Origin of the sequence: Sphingomonas vulcanisoli (genome assembly GCF_011761305.1) — a bacterium.
Classification (GTDB): Bacteria; Pseudomonadota; Alphaproteobacteria; order Sphingomonadales; family Sphingomonadaceae; genus Sphingomonas_I; species Sphingomonas_I vulcanisoli.
Genome location: NZ_JAAOZC010000007.1, coordinates 1 through 15,730, shown reverse-complemented (window position 1 = coordinate 15,730; position 15,730 = coordinate 1). Strand labels below are relative to the sequence as shown.

General features: G+C 66.4%; 14 protein-coding genes. 10 read left to right on the top strand and 4 right to left on the bottom strand.

Features of this window, described 5'->3' with window-relative positions:
• Positions 1 to 105 precede the first annotated feature (105 nt).
• From FHS31_RS12655 to FHS31_RS12640, 4 genes are all read left to right on the top strand, one after another.
• The gene (locus FHS31_RS12655) at positions 106 to 2,211 is read left to right on the top strand and encodes a histidine kinase dimerization/phosphoacceptor domain -containing protein (RefSeq protein ID WP_167074088.1); all 2,106 of its coding nucleotides are present in this window, start codon (positions 106 to 108) and stop codon (positions 2,209 to 2,211) included.
• Between the two features lie 111 nt (positions 2,212 to 2,322).
• Positions 2,323 to 3,798, top strand: a complete 1,476-nt coding sequence (locus tag FHS31_RS12650) for a circularly permuted type 2 ATP-grasp protein (protein WP_167074086.1) — start codon at positions 2,323 to 2,325, stop codon at positions 3,796 to 3,798.
• A gap of 133 nt (positions 3,799 to 3,931) precedes the next feature.
• Positions 3,932 to 4,867: an alpha-E domain-containing protein gene (locus FHS31_RS12645; RefSeq protein WP_167074084.1), complete on the top strand. Its 936-nt coding sequence runs from the start codon at positions 3,932 to 3,934 to the stop codon at positions 4,865 to 4,867.
• A 118-nt stretch (positions 4,868 to 4,985) separates the two neighbouring features.
• Entirely contained in the window at positions 4,986 to 5,798 is an 813-nt protein-coding gene (locus FHS31_RS12640; RefSeq protein ID WP_167074082.1) for a transglutaminase family protein, read from the top strand.
• 48 nt (positions 5,799 to 5,846) lie between these two features.
• Here the strand turns inward: FHS31_RS12640 and FHS31_RS12635 are convergent, their stop codons facing one another.
• A complete protein-coding gene (locus tag FHS31_RS12635; RefSeq protein ID WP_167074081.1) occupies positions 5,847 to 6,626 on the bottom strand; it encodes a hypothetical protein in 780 nt (259 codons plus the stop codon).
• A 132-nt stretch (positions 6,627 to 6,758) separates the two neighbouring features.
• Between FHS31_RS12635 and FHS31_RS12630 the strand changes: the two genes are divergently transcribed.
• A complete protein-coding gene (locus FHS31_RS12630; RefSeq protein ID WP_167074079.1) occupies positions 6,759 to 8,279 on the top strand; it encodes a fumarate hydratase in 1,521 nt (506 codons plus the stop codon).
• A 227-nt stretch (positions 8,280 to 8,506) separates the two neighbouring features.
• Here FHS31_RS12630 and FHS31_RS12625 read toward each other — a convergent pair whose 3' ends face one another.
• The 3 genes from FHS31_RS12625 to FHS31_RS12615 form a co-directional block, all read right to left on the bottom strand.
• Complete coding sequence (locus tag FHS31_RS12625) at positions 8,507 to 8,932, bottom strand: type II toxin-antitoxin system VapC family toxin (protein WP_167074077.1); 426 nt, start codon at positions 8,930 to 8,932, stop codon at positions 8,507 to 8,509.
• Complete coding sequence (locus FHS31_RS12620; RefSeq protein WP_167074075.1) at positions 8,932 to 9,174, bottom strand: type II toxin-antitoxin system Phd/YefM family antitoxin; 243 nt, start codon at positions 9,172 to 9,174, stop codon at positions 8,932 to 8,934. The genes FHS31_RS12625 and FHS31_RS12620 overlap by 1 nt, the downstream gene beginning before the upstream one ends.
• A 75-nt stretch (positions 9,175 to 9,249) precedes the next feature.
• Positions 9,250 to 10,434, bottom strand: a complete 1,185-nt coding sequence (locus tag FHS31_RS12615; RefSeq protein WP_167074073.1) for a serine hydrolase domain-containing protein — start codon at positions 10,432 to 10,434, stop codon at positions 9,250 to 9,252.
• A gap of 257 nt (positions 10,435 to 10,691) precedes the next feature.
• Between FHS31_RS12615 and FHS31_RS12610 the strand changes: the two genes are divergently transcribed.
• The 5 genes from FHS31_RS12610 (at position 10,692) to FHS31_RS12590 (ending at position 15,604) form a co-directional block, all read left to right on the top strand.
• Positions 10,692 to 12,269: a DNA polymerase III subunit gamma/tau gene (locus FHS31_RS12610; RefSeq protein ID WP_167074071.1), complete on the top strand. Its 1,578-nt coding sequence runs from the start codon at positions 10,692 to 10,694 to the stop codon at positions 12,267 to 12,269.
• Positions 12,270 to 12,285: 16 nt separating this feature from the next.
• Positions 12,286 to 12,618 carry a YbaB/EbfC family nucleoid-associated protein gene (locus FHS31_RS12605; RefSeq protein ID WP_167074069.1) on the top strand — a complete coding sequence of 111 codons (333 nt, stop codon included), beginning with the start codon at positions 12,286 to 12,288 and terminating at the stop codon, positions 12,616 to 12,618.
• A 149-nt stretch (positions 12,619 to 12,767) separates the two neighbouring features.
• Positions 12,768 to 13,160, top strand: a complete 393-nt coding sequence (locus FHS31_RS12600) for a GFA family protein (RefSeq protein ID WP_167074067.1) — start codon at positions 12,768 to 12,770, stop codon at positions 13,158 to 13,160.
• An 81-nt stretch (positions 13,161 to 13,241) separates the two neighbouring features.
• Positions 13,242 to 14,429 carry a glycosyltransferase family 4 protein gene (locus FHS31_RS12595; RefSeq protein WP_167074065.1) on the top strand — a complete coding sequence of 396 codons (1,188 nt, stop codon included), beginning with the start codon at positions 13,242 to 13,244 and terminating at the stop codon, positions 14,427 to 14,429.
• Positions 14,426 to 15,604, top strand: a complete 1,179-nt coding sequence (locus tag FHS31_RS12590; protein WP_167074063.1) for a glycosyltransferase family 2 protein — start codon at positions 14,426 to 14,428, stop codon at positions 15,602 to 15,604. The genes FHS31_RS12595 and FHS31_RS12590 overlap by 4 nt, the downstream gene beginning before the upstream one ends.
• The last annotated feature ends 126 nt before the right edge of the window (positions 15,605 to 15,730 follow it).

Below are 15,730 nucleotides of genomic sequence, written 5' to 3'. Positions count from 1 at the left end.
TGCAACCGTAACAATTAACATTAGGATCAAGCCCCGGCGGGGGCCAAACGGAGACGCATCCTGCCGCAAGTGCAAACAGAGTGCAGCAGCGCGGCCGAAGGTCTGATGGATCTTACGGCCTGCGATCGCGAGCCCATCCATATTCCCGGATCAATCCAGCCCCACGGCCTGCTCCTGATCGCGGACATCGATACGCTGGAGGTGCTGGGGGGCGCCGGCGATATCGAGGGGCGGTTGACGCCGACGTGGCTCGGCCGACGGATCGATGCCCTGTTGGCGCAGGACCTCAGCGCCGCGCTGACGCAGATCGAGCCCGGCATGGCGGTGCCGCTGGCGGTGGTGCCGGGGCGGACCGAAAATTTCAGCGCCCTGCTGCATTGCGCCGATCATCGGCTCGCCATCGAGCTGGAGCCTGTAGACGAGGCACCGCTCTCCGCTGCCCAGCTGCTCGCCAAGCTCGATCGCGCCGCCGCCGCGTTCGAACGCGCGACCGATCTCGTCTCGCTGTGCGAGCGCGCGGCGCCGGTCTTTCGGGAGTTGACCGGCTTCGATCGGGTGATGATCTACCGTTTTCTCGACGATGGCGCCGGGGTGGTGATCGCCGAAGACAAGGATCCGGATCTCCACGGCTTTCTCAATCATCACTTTCCTGCGGCCGATATTCCGCGCCAGGCGCGCGCGCTCTACGTGCGCAACCGCACCCGCGTCATACCGGACGTGCGCTACGCGCCCGCACCGATCCGGCCCGCGGACATGGCGGGGATCAATCTCACCGATGTCGGCATCCGCAGCGTTTCGCCCATCCATCTCCAATATCTCCGCAACATGGGCGTGTCCGCCTCGGCATCGGTTTCGATCATCAAGGACGGTCTGCTGTGGGGGCTGATCGCCTGCCACCACATGACGCCCCGCACCCTATCCTACGAAACGCGCGCCGCCTGCGCGGCGCTGGCAAGCGGGCTGGCGCGCCAGATCCGCGCCAAGGAGGAAGCCGAAGCCTATCGCGAGCGCATCCGGCTGCGCTCGTCCGAAGACCTGATTCTCGGCCGCGTCGGGCTTGAGGAGAATTTCGAGAATTTCATCGAACTGATGCGCGAGGAGCTGCGCCGCATGATGGGCGGAGATGGCTTCGCGGCGATCCAGGGATCGCGAATCATCACCAGCGGCCGCGTGCCGACGGGCGCCGATCTGATCGATCTCGACCGCTGGCTGCAGCCCCGGCTCGCCGCCGATACCTTCACCACGCGCAGCTTGCCCGCGATCCATCCCGCCGCCGAAGCCTATGCCGAGATCGCATCGGGCGTGCTCGCGATCGGCATCCTCACCGATACGCCGATAACGATGATCTGGTTTCGCGCCGAGGAGCGCGAGACCGTGGAATGGGCGGGCAATCCCCATAAGGATCTGAGCGCCGATCCCGATGCGATCCTGACGCCGCGCAACAGTTTCGAGGCGTGGAGCGAAGAGGTCCGCGGCCGTTCGCGCGCCTGGACACTCTCCGAAACCGAGGCCGCGGGACGCCTGCGCCGCCAGCTGTTCGAAAGCCGGCAGAGCCGCCGCCTGCGCGAACTGAACCGGGAGCTTGCCGCGACGATCCGCGACAAGGAGGCGCTGATCCACCAGAAGGATCATCTGCTGGGTGAGGTGAACCATCGCGTGCAGAACAGCCTGCAGCTCGTCCAGGCGTTCCTGGGCCTCCAGGAGCGCGCCACGGAGGAAGGGGGCAGCAAGGACGTGCTGCGGGAAGCGCAGCGGCGCATCTCGGCGGTCGCGCTCGTCCACCGTCGGCTTTACCAGGCCGATCAGGTCGATACCGTCGATCTCGCCCGCTATCTCGAAGATCTGATCGTCGACATGCGCGAATCGATGGGCCCCGAATGGGCCGATGCGCTGAAACTCGATCTGGCGCCCATCCTGATCTCCGCCGATCGCGCGGTCAGCGTCGGGCTGATCCTGACCGAGCTGGTGATCAACGCCAACAAATATGCCTATGACGGCGGCGCCGGCCCGATCGCGATCACGCTGGAGCCGTACCGCAACCAGTTCCGCCTGATCGTTGCCGACAGCGGCAAGGGCCAGACGCGGACGCGCGAAGGCTTTGGCACGCGGATGATGAACGCGATGGTCCAGCGGCTGAGCGGAACGATCGAGCTGAGCGACAACCATCCCGGCTTGCGCGTGATCGTCTCCGCACCCGCCGACAGCGCCTGACGGCCCTTCGGCGCCGCAACTTCCCGCCGCTTTTGGCGTTTTTGCGAACATCCTTGCGCGGCGCTTGCTGCCGTTGCAGTCTCTCACCGACGCCCGAACCTCAGGAGCCCGATGACGCCGCCTGCCTTCGACGAGATTTTTGGAACGAGCGGCAGTACGCCCCGCGACGAGTTCGCCGCGCTGGGCGCCTGGTTGGACGAAACGCCGGGCGAGGAACTGGATCGCCGCCAGAAGGCCGCGGAGGCCGCCTTCCGCCAATTGGGCATCACCTTCGCCGTCTATGGCGATGAGGACAGCGCCGAGCGGATCATTCCCTTCGATATCGTGCCGCGCATCTTCACGCACCGCGAATGGACCAAGCTGAGCGAGGGCCTGGTCCAGCGCACCGAGGCGATCAATGCCTTCCTCCGCGATGTTTATGGGGAGCGGAAGATCATCGCCGACGGCGTGGTGCCGGAGGCGCTGGTGCTCGGCAATCCGCAATTCCGCGGCATGCTCGATGGGCAAAAGCCGCCGCACGGCGTGTTCGCACATATCTGCGGCATCGATCTGGTCCGCACCGGGCCCGACGATTTCTTCGTGCTGGAAGACAATGCCCGCACGCCTTCGGGCGTCAGCTATATGCTGGAAAACCGCGAGGCGATGCTACGGCTGTGCCCGGAAATCTTCCATCGCTTCAGCGTCTGCCCGGTCGATCGCTATCCCGATGCGCTGCGCGAGACCTTGCGCTCGGTCGCGCCGCGCGGCGGCAGTGAGCCGGTGTGCGTGGTGCTGACGCCCGGCCACTTCAACTCGGCCTTCTACGAACATAGCTTCCTCGCCGATACGATGGGGATCGAGCTTGTCGAGCCCGCCGATCTCGAGGTGGATGACGATATCGTCTGGATGCGGACGATCGACGGTCGCGTCCGCGTCGACGTCATTTATCGCCGCATCGATGACGATTATATCGATCCGTTGGTGTTCAAGGCGGACAGCATGCTCGGCGTGCCCGGGCTGATCGCCGCCTATCTCGCGGGCAACGTCGCGCTGGTCAACGCGCCCGGCACGGGCATCGCCGACGATAAGGCGATCTACAGCTATATGCCCGAGATCGTGAAATATTATTCGGGCCAGGACGCGAAGCTGCCCAATGTCGAGACCTATCGCTGCCGCGAAGCCTCGGCGCTGCAATATACGCTCGATAATCTCGAGAAACTGGTGGTGAAGCTGGTCGATGGATCGGGCGGCTACGGGATGCTCGTCGGCCCTACCGCGGCCAAAGCCCAGATCGAGGAATTCCGCGCCGCGCTGATCGCCGAGCCGCACCGCTACATCGCGCAGCCGACGCTCGCGCTCTCCACGGTGCCGACGCTGACCGAGCAGGGCGTAGCCCCCCGCCATGTCGACTTCCGGCCCTTCGTCCTGACCGGCTCCAAGGGCGTCCATATCGTCCCCGGCGGGCTGACGCGGGTGGCGCTGAAGGAAGGCTCGCTGGTGGTGAATTCCAGCCAGGGCGGTGGCACCAAGGACAGCCTCATCCTCAGCAACGTGCCCGGACAGTGGCAGAGCCAGGGTTTCGGCGGCCAGATGCAGGGGCAAGGGTGATGGCGCGCGCAACGCATAAGCCCCTCCCCTTCAGGGGAGGGGTTGGGGTGGGGACCGCCCCCACTCATATAACCCAGCCGCGATCAGACTCCCCCACCCCCACCCCCTCCCCTGAAGGGGAGGGGCTTAGCTGATGCTCTCGCGCACCGCCGCATCGCTCTACTGGATCGGCCGCTATGTCGAGCGCGCCGAGTTCACCGCGCGGCTGATCGAGGCAACGCTCCGCCTCGATGCGCTCTCCGCGCGCCCGGCCGGCAAGACCGCGTGGGAAAGCGCATTGCTCGTCGTCGGCGCGGAGGCGGGCTTTGCCGCGACCGGCGCGGAGACGGGTCAGCGCGAAGTCAGCGCCTTTCTCAGCGTCGCGCCCGATAACCCGAGCTCGATCCGATCCTGCCTCGATAGCGCGCGCTGGAACGCGAAATCGGTGCGCACCGCGCTGACCCGCGATGCCTGGGAGACGATCAATCGCGCCTGGCTGGGCCTGCGCAACATCAGCGACATGGGCGACAGCCGTGCGACGCTGGCGATGATCGAGCGGGTGCGCGCCGAAACGCGCGGCTTCGAAGGTGCGCTGGGCCGGATGCTGCGCAACGAAGCCTATGCGTTCCTCGGGCTCGGCGCGGCGATCGAGCGGGCGGACAATACCGCGCGGCTGATCGACGTGAAATATCATTTGCTGCTGCCCGAGGGCGAAATCGTCGGCGGCATCATCGATCGCGATCAGTGGACGACGATCCTGCACACCGTCTCCGCCAACACCGCCTATCGCTGGCTCTACCGCGAGGAACTCAAGCCTTGGCTGGTCGCCGATATGCTGATCTGCCGCCGGGAACTGCCGCGCAGCCTCGCGGGATCGGCGCTCGAAGTCGTCGGCCACCTCGCGTTTATCGGCAAATTGCTGAGCCGCCAGGGCGAGGCCGATCGGCTTGCGCGCCGCCGGCTCGACAAGCTCGGCAACACCTCGATCGACAGCGTGTTCGCGCGCGGATTGCACGAATATCTCGAAAGCTTCCTGATCGAGAATGCGATGATCGATCGCGCGATCGCCGCGCAATTCAAGTTCGGGTGAGCGCGCTCAGCATGAACCCGTTCCCGTTCGTCCCGAGCGTAGTCGAGGGACCTGCAACAGGCGCTTCGCATGACGTGTCTCGACTTCGCTCGACACGAACGGAGTAAAGAGGCGAGCTATGCGCCTCTTCGTCCGCCACCGCAGCGAATATAGCTTTTCCCAGCCGCAGGCGCGGCTCGTCCAGTTGCTGCGCCTCACGCCGCGCGATCATGCCGGGCAGAGCGTGGTGTCCTGGTGGATCGATGTCGACCGCGACGCGCGGCTGAAGCCGATGCGCGACGGCTACGGCAATCAGGCGACGATGCTCTATATCGACGGGCCGATCGATCGCATCACCCTGGACGTGACTGGAGAGGTACTGACCGAGGATCGCGCCGGGATGGTGATCGGCGCGCCCGAGCCGCTGCCGCCCTCCTATTTCCTGCAAGACACGCCGCTGACCAAAGCGGACGCCGCGATCCAAGCGATCGCCACCGCGGACACCGACGGCGGCAGCGGGCTCGATCGGGCACACTTGCTGGCGGATACGATTGCCGAGGCGCTCGACCACCAGCCGACCGCCATCGCCGCCGATCATGACGCCATCGCCTGCTTCGCAGCCAAGGCCGCCGATCCGCAGGGTGCGGCCCACGTCCTGATCGCCGCCGCGCGCGCGGCGGGATTTCCGGCGCGCTATGTCGCGGGTCATGTCTATCGGCCCGAGGCAATCGACAGCCACGCGGCGCATGGTTGGGCCGAACTCTTTATCGAAGGCTATGGCTGGATCGGCTTCGATCCATCGGAAGGCCGCTGCCCGACCGACAATTACATCCGCGTGGCGATCGGCCTCGATCATCGTGAAGCCGCGCCGCTCTCGGGCCTGCGCACCGGCGGCGGCGACGAGGCGCTGACGATCGACGTCCATGTCGGACCGGAGCCCGCGCGCGATTAGCGAAGCAAGCCAAAGTCTCCGCGCCTCGTCGACCCTAGCGAACGCCGGCTAGGGCTCCTCGTCCCGCCCGCGCTTCTCATAGAAATCGATGCGGATACGCACCCACGCGCCGACCAGCATCTTGCCCCCGACGCGCGGTGGCCGGACGAGGAACTGCCATCCCGCCTGCTGGATCGCGCGCGCCAGGCCGTAGCCCGGCGGCGAATCCCCCAGCGCCACGCACTCATCGACATGAAAGCGCGGCATCGTCTTGCAGGCGATCTCCGCCCAGGCGCCCGGCGGCAGATTGCGCTTGGGCATATAGCCGTTGATCTCGGCATCGGTCGGGCGGCGATACCATTCGGCGTTATACAGCGGCTCGCCATTGGGCGCGCTGCCCGAGGCCTGCGAATCGCCCGCGCCGCCGCCCGTCGCCGCCGTCTCGCCCTTGTCGTTCGAGGAGGAGGACTGGATCTTGCCGATGTCGCTCTTGTGGAAATCCTCCTGACTGAGCTCGATGAACGGCGAGAGCTCGCGCGGCGGCAGCGGGATCGGCGGCGGCACCACCGGCTGCGGCACCGGCGAACTCTTGTGCGCCTGCGATTTCGCGGCCCTTGCGGCCTTGGCGGGGGATTTGGCGGCGTTGCTGTTGCTGTTGTCGTTGGAGACGTTGAAGGTCAGCGTCCTACCCTGACCCCCCGGCACCCCGGCGACGCGCGGCGCCAGTGTCAGCAGTATCCACAAGATCAGCAGATTGATCAGGACGGAGATGACGAACGCCGCCGCCCGCTGCCGGAACGACCATTCGTTGCCATAGCCGGAGGAGGGTTGCGAAGCGGGCGTCGTCACGCGCCCGCGCTACAGAGCGCGCCTTTCCACCGCAATCGGCTCGCTTCGCCGCTGCGACCAACCGAAAAGCTGGCATTTTTGCGGCGCACGGCCCTATGGAGCCGCAAACCTTCAAACAGAGCGCCCAATCCGATGATGATCGCCATCCGCGAAGAAGATTTGATCGATAGCGTTGCCGATGCGCTGCAATATATCTCTTACTATCATCCGATGGATTATATCCGCGCGCTGGGCGCGGCGTATGAGGCCGAGCAGGGCCCGGCGGCCAAGGACGCGATCGCGCAGATCCTCACCAATTCGCGGATGTGCGCCGAGGGCCACCGTCCGATCTGTCAGGATACGGGCATCGTCACCGTCTTCGTGAAGTGGGGCCAGGATTGTCGGCTGGAAAGCGCGCGGAGCCTGCAGGAAGTCATCGATGAGGGCGTGCGCCGCGCCTACCGCAATCCCGAGAACCCGCTGCGTGCCTCGATCCTCGCCGATCCCGCGTTCAGCCGGGTGAACACCAAGGACAACACCCCGAGCGTGCTGCATGTCGAGATGGTCCCCGGCCATCATGTCGAGGTGACCGTCGCGGCCAAGGGCGGCGGCAGTGAAAACAAGAGCAAGTTCAAGATGCTCAACCCCTCGGACAGCATCGTCGATTGGGTGCTGGAGATGGTGCCGCAAATGGGCGCGGGCTGGTGTCCGCCCGGCATGCTCGGCATCGGCATCGGCGGCACGGCGGAGAAAGCCGTGATCCTCGCCAAGGAATCGCTGATGGGCGATATCGATATGGCGCAATTGAAGGCGCGCGGCCCCCAGACCAAGATCGAAGAACTGCGCATCGAAATTTTCGATAAGGTCAACGCGCTCGGCATCGGCGCACAGGGGCTGGGCGGGCTCGCCACCATCCTCGACGTCAAGATCATGGACTGGCCGACCCACGCCGCATCGAAGCCGATCGCGATGATCCCCAATTGCGCCGCTACCCGCCACGCCCATTTCCACCTCGATGGCTCCGGCCCCGCCTACCTAGAGCCGCCCAAGCTCAAGGATTGGCCCAAGGTCGAATGGGCGCCGAGCAAGGAATCGATCCGCGTCGATCTCGATACGCTCACCCCCGAAGTCGTGGCGAGCTGGCAACCCGGCGATCGCCTGCTCCTCAACGGCAAGATGCTCACCGGCCGCGATGCCGCGCACAAGCGCATCCAGGATATGCTGGCCAAGGGCGAGTCGCTGCCGGTCGAGTTCGCTGGCCGCGTGATCTATTATGTCGGCCCGGTCGATCCGGTGCGCGACGAGGTCGTCGGTCCCGCCGGCCCCACGACTGCCACGCGGATGGACAGCTTCACCAAGATGATGCTCGATCAGGGCCTGCTCGCGATGGTCGGCAAGGCCGAGCGTGGCCCGGCGGCGATCGCGGCGATCAAGGAAGCCAAGAGCGCCTATCTGATGGCGGTCGGCGGCGCCGCCTATCTGGTGGCGCGCGCGATCAAGGGAGCCAAGGTCGTCGGCTTCGCCGATCTCGGCATGGAAGCGATCTACGAATTCGAGGTGCGCGATATGCCGGTGACCGTGGCGGTGGATGCGACCGGCACCAGCGTTCATAACACCGGCCCGCTGGTGTGGCGCGAGAAGATCGCGCGGGAGCGATTGCTAGAGGGCGCTTGAGCGTGCTGCGGCCTGGAGCCAAGCCTAGGCTGTATCGACGTTCAGGATTTTCGAGAAATTAGCGGACCTTTGTTCGGGCTGACCACAAAATCCTCCCCTGTAAGGGGAGGGGGACCGCCCGAAGGGTGGTGGAGGGGTGTCCCCGCCGGCGGTTACACCCCTCCGTCAGCGCTGCGCGCTGCCACCTCCCCTTCCAGGGGAGGATTTCAGCTGAATGTCGATACAGCTTAGCTCAGCAGGTGGGCAGGCACACCCAGCGCCGGCCCCGCCTGGGCGAGGCGCCGGTCCAGCGTCCAAATGGTCGCGCCTTGCGCGGCCGCGATCGCCAGATGGAGTGCGTCCCCGGCGCGCAGCCCTAATTCGACCTGATCGACGATCCGGGCTGCCGCCCGGAAATGGCCGCCGTTGACCGGCAGGATCACCAGGCTTTCGGCAGCAAGCCGGTTGAACGCCGCCAGCGCGGCGGCTCGGTGATCAAGTTCGATCTGAGCAGTCCGAAGCTTGATCGCCAGAGCCGATGAAATTTCGGTGATCGTCCATTCGCTGATCGCCGATTCGCCCGGTGTCCGTTCCGCCAGCCATGCCTGTACCTGTTGTGTCATCGCCTCGTTCGAAAGCGCCGCAATGAGCAGCGACGTATCGAGATACAGCATCAGTAGCGATCGCCGTCCCGCATCGCTCGCACTATCTCCGCCGCGCTTTCGGTCTGTGGCGGCATCGCGCTCGTCAGGGCGCGCAACAGGGCAATGTCGATCGGCTGGCGCGGGTGCGTCGCGGTCACCAGCCGTGCGACAGGTTTGCCGCGGCGGGTGATGTCGATCGAGTGTCCAGCCTCCACCCGATCAACGAGTTCACTCAGATGAGCCTTGGCTTCCGCGAGACTTATGGCATCCATGGCAGTTCCTGACCAGTTAGATAACTATGTAGTCCGCTTTAAGCGAATTGACTAGGGGCCTTCTTGCAAGCTCGGTTATCGATCGTGGTTTCGGCCTAGATGTTCCTCTTGCGGGCTGAAGGCCGATCGTTTTCCTCTGATGCCGGGCGCCACGGCGGTGGCGAAGAAGGCGACACCTGTGCCTGTTGTCGGATCGACCCATAACCCGGCCCGCAAACCGTAGGCGTCGCCGGCATGACCGATGCGCGGCTTGCCGTCGCCGAAGGGATCGTCGCGGCAGCCCGCTGCCTTCGTCGCCAGCGTCTGCACCGCCAACCCGTAGCGGCAATTGAAACCCTCGTCGGTGTCGCCATTGGCGCCGTCGTAGGTCCAGACCGGACGCTCCAGCAGCGCCATCGAAGCAGGCGTCAGCAAGCGCACGCCGTCGACTTCGCCATCACCGATCAGCAGGCGGCCGATCACAGCCAGATCGCGCATTGATATGCGCAGCCCGCCCTGGGGCGAGAAGATCGCGCCGTTCAGGCCGGGCCGCCATATCGTAAGGTCGCAGCCGCCATCCTTCGCGGGCGTCACCGGGCAGGCGGGGCGATGGCCGTGGAGATCGTCCTTGGTCGGCACGCCCTTGTCGTCGGTCAGCACCACCGCGCGGGCGACTGCCGCGTCCGAGCAGGCGATCCAGTTGAAGCAGGCGTCGAGCTTGAGCGGGGTCAGCACCAGCCGCTGGACGAGGGCATCGAAACGCTCGCTCGTTGCCTTCTCCATCACGCTGGCAATCACGGGAAGGTTGAGGTTGGTATAGTGGAACCAGGTGCCCGGGGCATGCGCCGCGTCCCAGGCCTTGGGATCGGCGAGCGTATCGGCGATCTTGGCGTCGAGCGGCAGCGCGTAGCCCGCATCGTCGCGCAGCGAACTGGTATGCGAGAGCAGCATCCCGAGCGTGATCGGCGACGCGGGAAAGGCCGGGTTTCGCACCGCGTAGCCGAGGCGCTGGCCGACATCCGCATCGAGATCGAGCGTCCCCGCTTCGACCAGCCGCAGCACCGCGATGGCGGTGACCAGCTTGGAGATCGAGGCGACGCGCACGGGATCGTCGGCGGTGACCGGGCGGTGCGTCGCCGGATCGGCGAAGCCTGTGGCGCCCACCGAAGTGACGCCATGCGCGTCGAAAGCCACCCGGACCGTGGCCCTTGTCGCCTTGGGGCCCGGCAGGGTTGCACAGGCGGAAAGCGCCAGGGCCAAGAGAAACAGGAGGCACCGCATTTGCGTCATTTAGCCGATATGGTTATTTATGTCAAGACACATTGCGGCATTTGGGACATTTTGAGGGATTGGTGGCCAGCGTAGCATCGATCCTCCCCTGCAAGGGGAGGTGGCGCGCGCAGCGCGTCGGAGGGGTATCCCGCCATCGAGAGAGTGACACCCCTCGGTCAGCCCTGCGGGCTGCCACCTCCCCTTGCAGGGGAGGATCGATGAAGCGCCCGTGACGCGCCCCTTCCAACCCGCTAATCTCCCGCACCGTGCCCGAATCCCAGCCCTATCGCGTCCTCGCCCGCAAATATCGGCCGCAGACCTTTGCCGAGCTGATCGGCCAGGATGCGATGGTCCAGACGCTGGGCAATGCGATCAAGCGTGATCGCCTCGCCCATGCCTTCCTGCTCACCGGCGTCCGTGGTGTCGGCAAGACATCGACCGCCCGCCTGATCGCCAAGGCGCTCAACTGCATCGGCCCGGACGGGCATGGCGGCCCGACGATCGATCCTTGCGGCGTCTGCGAGCCGTGCAAAGCGATCGCCGAGGGGCGGCATATCGACGTGGTGGAGATGGATGCCGCCAGCCACACCGGCGTCGACGATATCCGTGAGATCATCGAGGCGGTGCGCTATGCGGCGGTCTCGGCGCGCTACAAGATCTACATCATCGACGAAGTCCACATGCTCTCGAAGAATGCCTTCAACGCGCTGTTGAAGACGCTCGAGGAGCCGCCCTCCCACGTCAAATTCCTGTTCGCCACCACCGAGGTGAACAAGGTGCCGGTGACGGTGCTGTCGCGCTGCCAGCGCTTCGATCTGCGCCGTATCCCCGCCGATCTGCTGGCCGAGCATTTCACCAAAGTCGTCGCCGCCGAGCAGGTCGAGGCCGATCCCGAGGCGCTGGCGCTGATCGCGCGCGCGGCGGAAGGGTCGGCGCGCGACGGGCTCTCGATCCTCGATCAGGCGATCGCGCATGGATCGATGGAGAGCGGCGGCGTCACCGCCAATCAAGTGCGGGACATGCTCGGCCTCTCCGATCGCGGCGCGATCCGGCGCTTGTTCGGCAGCATCCTCTCCGGCGACGTGCCTGCGGTGCTCGCGGCGGTCGAGACGCAGCACAGCCTCGGCGTCGAGCCTGCGTCCTTGCTCAAGGGCCTGCTCGAAACCGTCCACGGCATCACCCGCGCCAAGGCGGGCGGCAAGGTCGATCCCGCGCTGTCGGTCGAAGAGCGCGAGGCCTTTGCCGATTGGGCGAGCCGATTGGGCTATGCGACGCTGCATCGCCTCTGGCAGCTGCTGCTCAAGGGCCATGGCGAGGTGATCTCCGCCGCGCTGCCGCAGGAAGCCGCCGAGATGGCGCTGCTGCGCGTGCTGCACGCCGGGCAGATGCCCGATCCGGCGGAGCTGGTTCGCCGTCTGGAATCGGGTGAGGTCAGTGCCCCGGCTGCAACGCCCGCCGCTCCGGCCGCCCCGCCCCTGCCCCCCGCCGTCGCACAGCTGCCCGAGACGCCGCAGCAGCTCCACGATCTGCTGATCGCCAAAAACGCGCACCGCCTTGCCGCCTGTTTCGAAACCGCGCGCCCGATCCGCTTCGCGCCGCCCGAGATCGTGCTGTCCGCGCGCGGCGGGGTGGACGCCGCCTTTGCCGCCGATCTCGAAAAATGTCTCAATCCCAAATTCGGCGAGGATGGGCCGCGCTGGTCGATCTCGGTGGTCGATGGCATCGGCAAGCCCAGCCTGCAGGATGAGGAGAAGGGCCGCGAAGCCGCCGCGCGCCAGGCTATCCTCGAAAGCCCGATCGTCGCCGCCACCCTGGCGGCCTTTCCCGATGCCCAGTTGATGTGATCCCAGGAGACCGCGAATGAACATGGATGAATTGATGAAGGCCGCGCAAGAAGCCGCCGCCAACATCCAGAACCAGATGGCCGGCGCCCAGGCCAATCTCGACAAGATCGAAGTGGAGGGCGCCGCCGGTGGCGGTCTCGTCACGATCCGCGCCACCGCCAAGGGCCGCATCCTGGGCGTCGCGATCGACGACAGCCTGATCGTGCCGAGCGAGAAGCAGATGCTGGAAGACCTCATCGCCGCCGCGATCAACGACGCGCGCGCCAAGGCCGATGCCGCGGGCAACGAAGAGATGAGCAAGATGAGCGCCGGCCTGCCGCTGCCCCCGGGCTTCAAGATGCCGTTTTGAGGTGACAATCCTCCCCCGCCAGGGGGAAGTGTCAGCGTAGCTGACGGAGGGGGAGGACAGAGGTGTCCCTCGAGAGGTTTCGCTGACCTCCCCCTCCGACGCCTTCGGCGCCACCTCCCCCTGACGGGGGAGGATTGAAGGAAAGCGAGATGAACGACATCACCGGCGGCTGTCTGTGCGGCGATGTCCGCGTCACGGCGTCCGGCGCACCCTATCGCGTCGGTCTCTGCCATTGCCTCGATTGCCGCAAGCATCATGGCGCGCTGTTCCACGCCTCGGCGATCTTTCCGGCGGAGGCGGTGGCGATCACCGGCGAGACGCGCGCGTTCGGCACGCGACATTTCTGCCCGCGCTGCGGCGGTTCGGTGTTCGCCCGCTCCGGTGACGAAATCGAGGTCAGTATCGGCGCGCTTGACGCGATCGACCAGTTCCGGCCGACCTACGAGCTTTGGACGATCCGCCGCGAAGGCTGGCTGCCGCCGTTCCCGCTCGCGCACCATTATGAACACGATCGGGAAGCAGCGGGGCGGACAGAGGACTGACCCGAGAAGTCCTCTCCTGCAAGGGGAGGATTGTGGTGTCTCTCTGGACGCACTGCCCGCCCCCGATTAGCCTTGAGGGCAATGCGCATCGCCTATCTCGTCAATCGCTACCCGGCGGTGAGCCACAGCTTCATCCGGCGGGAGATTTTGGGGCTGGAGGCGCTGGGGCATGATGTCGTGCGCTTCTCGATCCGCCCGGTGCCGGGCGACCTTCCCGATCCCGCCGATCTGCGCGAGCGCGAGCGGACACGGATCGTCCTCGATCAAGGCGCAGGCGCCTTGATCGGCACATCGCTAGCAATGGTGTTCAGGCGACCCGGGCGCTTCTTCAAGGCGTTGCGCGCCGCCTTCGCGATGGCAGGCTACGGTCTCAAGCCCAAGCTCCGGCACCTCGCCTATCTCGTCGAGGCGGCATGGCTGGCAAAACAGATGCAGGGCATCGATCACCTCCACGCCCATTTCGGCACCAACCCCGCTGCGGTCGCCCGGCTGGTCCATATTCTCTCGGGCGTGCCCTACAGCTTCACTGTCCACGGCCCCGAAGAGTTCGATTTCCCGCTCGGCTATGCGCTCGGACAGAAGATCGCGGATGCCAAATTCACCGTGGCGATCAGCTCGTTCGGGCGGAGCCAATTGATGCGCTGGGCGGCGTATCGGGATTGGCCCAAGCTGCAGGTCGTGCGCTGCGGCGTCGATGAAGCCTTCGCCGATGCCGCCGTCGCGCCCCCGCAACCAGCCGCGACGCTGTGCTGCGTCGCACGGCTCAGCGGGCAGAAGGGGCTGCCGCTGCTGATCGAGGCGGCGCAATTGCTCCGCGATCGCGGCGTGAGCTTCCACCTCACCCTGGTCGGCGATGGCGAGATGCGCAGCGAGATCGAAGCGATGATCGATCGCGCCGGTCTGGGCATGATGGTGACGATCACCGGCTATCTCTCCGCCGCGGGCGTGCGCGAGAAGATCCAGACGTCGCGCGCGATGGTGCTGCCGAGCTTCGCCGAAGGCCTGCCGGTGGTGATCATGGAGGCGCTGGCGCTGGGCGTGCCTGTGCTGACCACGGCGATCGCGGGCATTCCCGAGCTGGTCGATGCCGAGTGCGGCTGGATCGTCCCGGCTGGGTCGGTGGAGGCACTGGCCGACGCGATGGCGACGGTCCTCGCCGAAGATCCCGTCAGGCTGCGCGCGATGGGTGAGGTCGGGCGCGCCCGCGTGCTGGCGATGCACGACGCGCGCGCCAATGCGGCGGCGCTCGCCGAGCTGATCGCGCGATGAGTCTGATCGTCCTGCTGGCTTCGCTCGCCACGCTGCCGCTCGTTCTGATCGACCTGGTTTTTCTGGCGGAGCTGCTGTTTGGCCTCACGCCCTCCCGCAAGCGGCCGATCGGCCCGGTTCCCGGCAAAATCGCCCTGCTCGTGCCCGCCCACAACGAGGCCACCGCGATCCGCGCCAGCGTGCAGGCGATGCGCGCCGCCGCGCCGGAGGGCGCGCGCATTCTCGTCGTCGCGCACAATTGCAGCGACGCGACCGCCGAGGAGGCGCTGGCGGGCGGAGCGGAGGTCTATCGACTCGATCAGCCGGACAAGCGCGGCAAGGGGTATGCGCTGGCGGGCGGGCGTGACCGGCTCGCGCTCGATCCGCCTGATGTGGTGGTGGCGATCGATGCCGATTGCCTGCCCGAACCCGGTGCGATCGCCACGCTCGCCGCCGAGGCGCTGCAAACCGGCCGGGCGATCCAGGGCTGCTACCTGTTCCGCTCGGCACCCGGCGACGGGCCGGTGGTGCAGGTCTCGAATTTCGCGATCCTGGTCAAGAACCTGCTCCGCCAGCGCGGCGCCGCACGGCTCGGCGGTCCCGCGCTGCTGACCGGATCGGGCATGGCCTTCCCCTGGCCGCTGATCGCGGATCGCGCGCTCGCGACGGGCAACATCGTCGAGGATCTCGCGCTCGGCGTAGATCTTGTCCGCGAGTGCCATCCGCCCCGGTTCGAGGAGCGCGCGATCATCTGGTCCGCGCCCAGCACTTCGGCGGGCACGCAGACGCAGCGCGCGCGCTGGGAGGGAGGTTTTCTCGCCACCGCCCGCCAGTTCGGCCTGCCGCTGATCGGCAAAGGGCTGACCGACGGCGGCTGGCCGATGCTGTGGCTGGGCCTCAATCTGATCACGCTGCCGCTGACCCTGCTGCTGATCGCCAACGCCGCCGCGGTCCTCCTCTGGGGCGTGCTGGTCCTGCTCGGCGCGCCGGCCGGGCTGCTGGCGGCGATGCTGTTGCTTGCCGTGGCGGTGGTCGGCGCGGTGCTGCTGGCCTGGGCGATCGCCGGGCGCGCAATGCTCTCCGGCGCGGCGCTCGTCAGGATGCCGCTCTATTTCGTCTGGAAGCTGATGCTCTACACCCGCATCCTGCGCGGCACCGAAGCCCCCGCCTGGATCCGGACGACGAGGGTGGAGTGAGCAAACTAGCCCCTCCCCTTAAGGGGAGGGGCTAGGCTGAATCGACATTCAGCACCAGAACGAGAGCGCGGCGAGGTAGAGGCTGGCGAGATAGTTTTGTGGGATGCGATCGTATCGGGTGGCGAT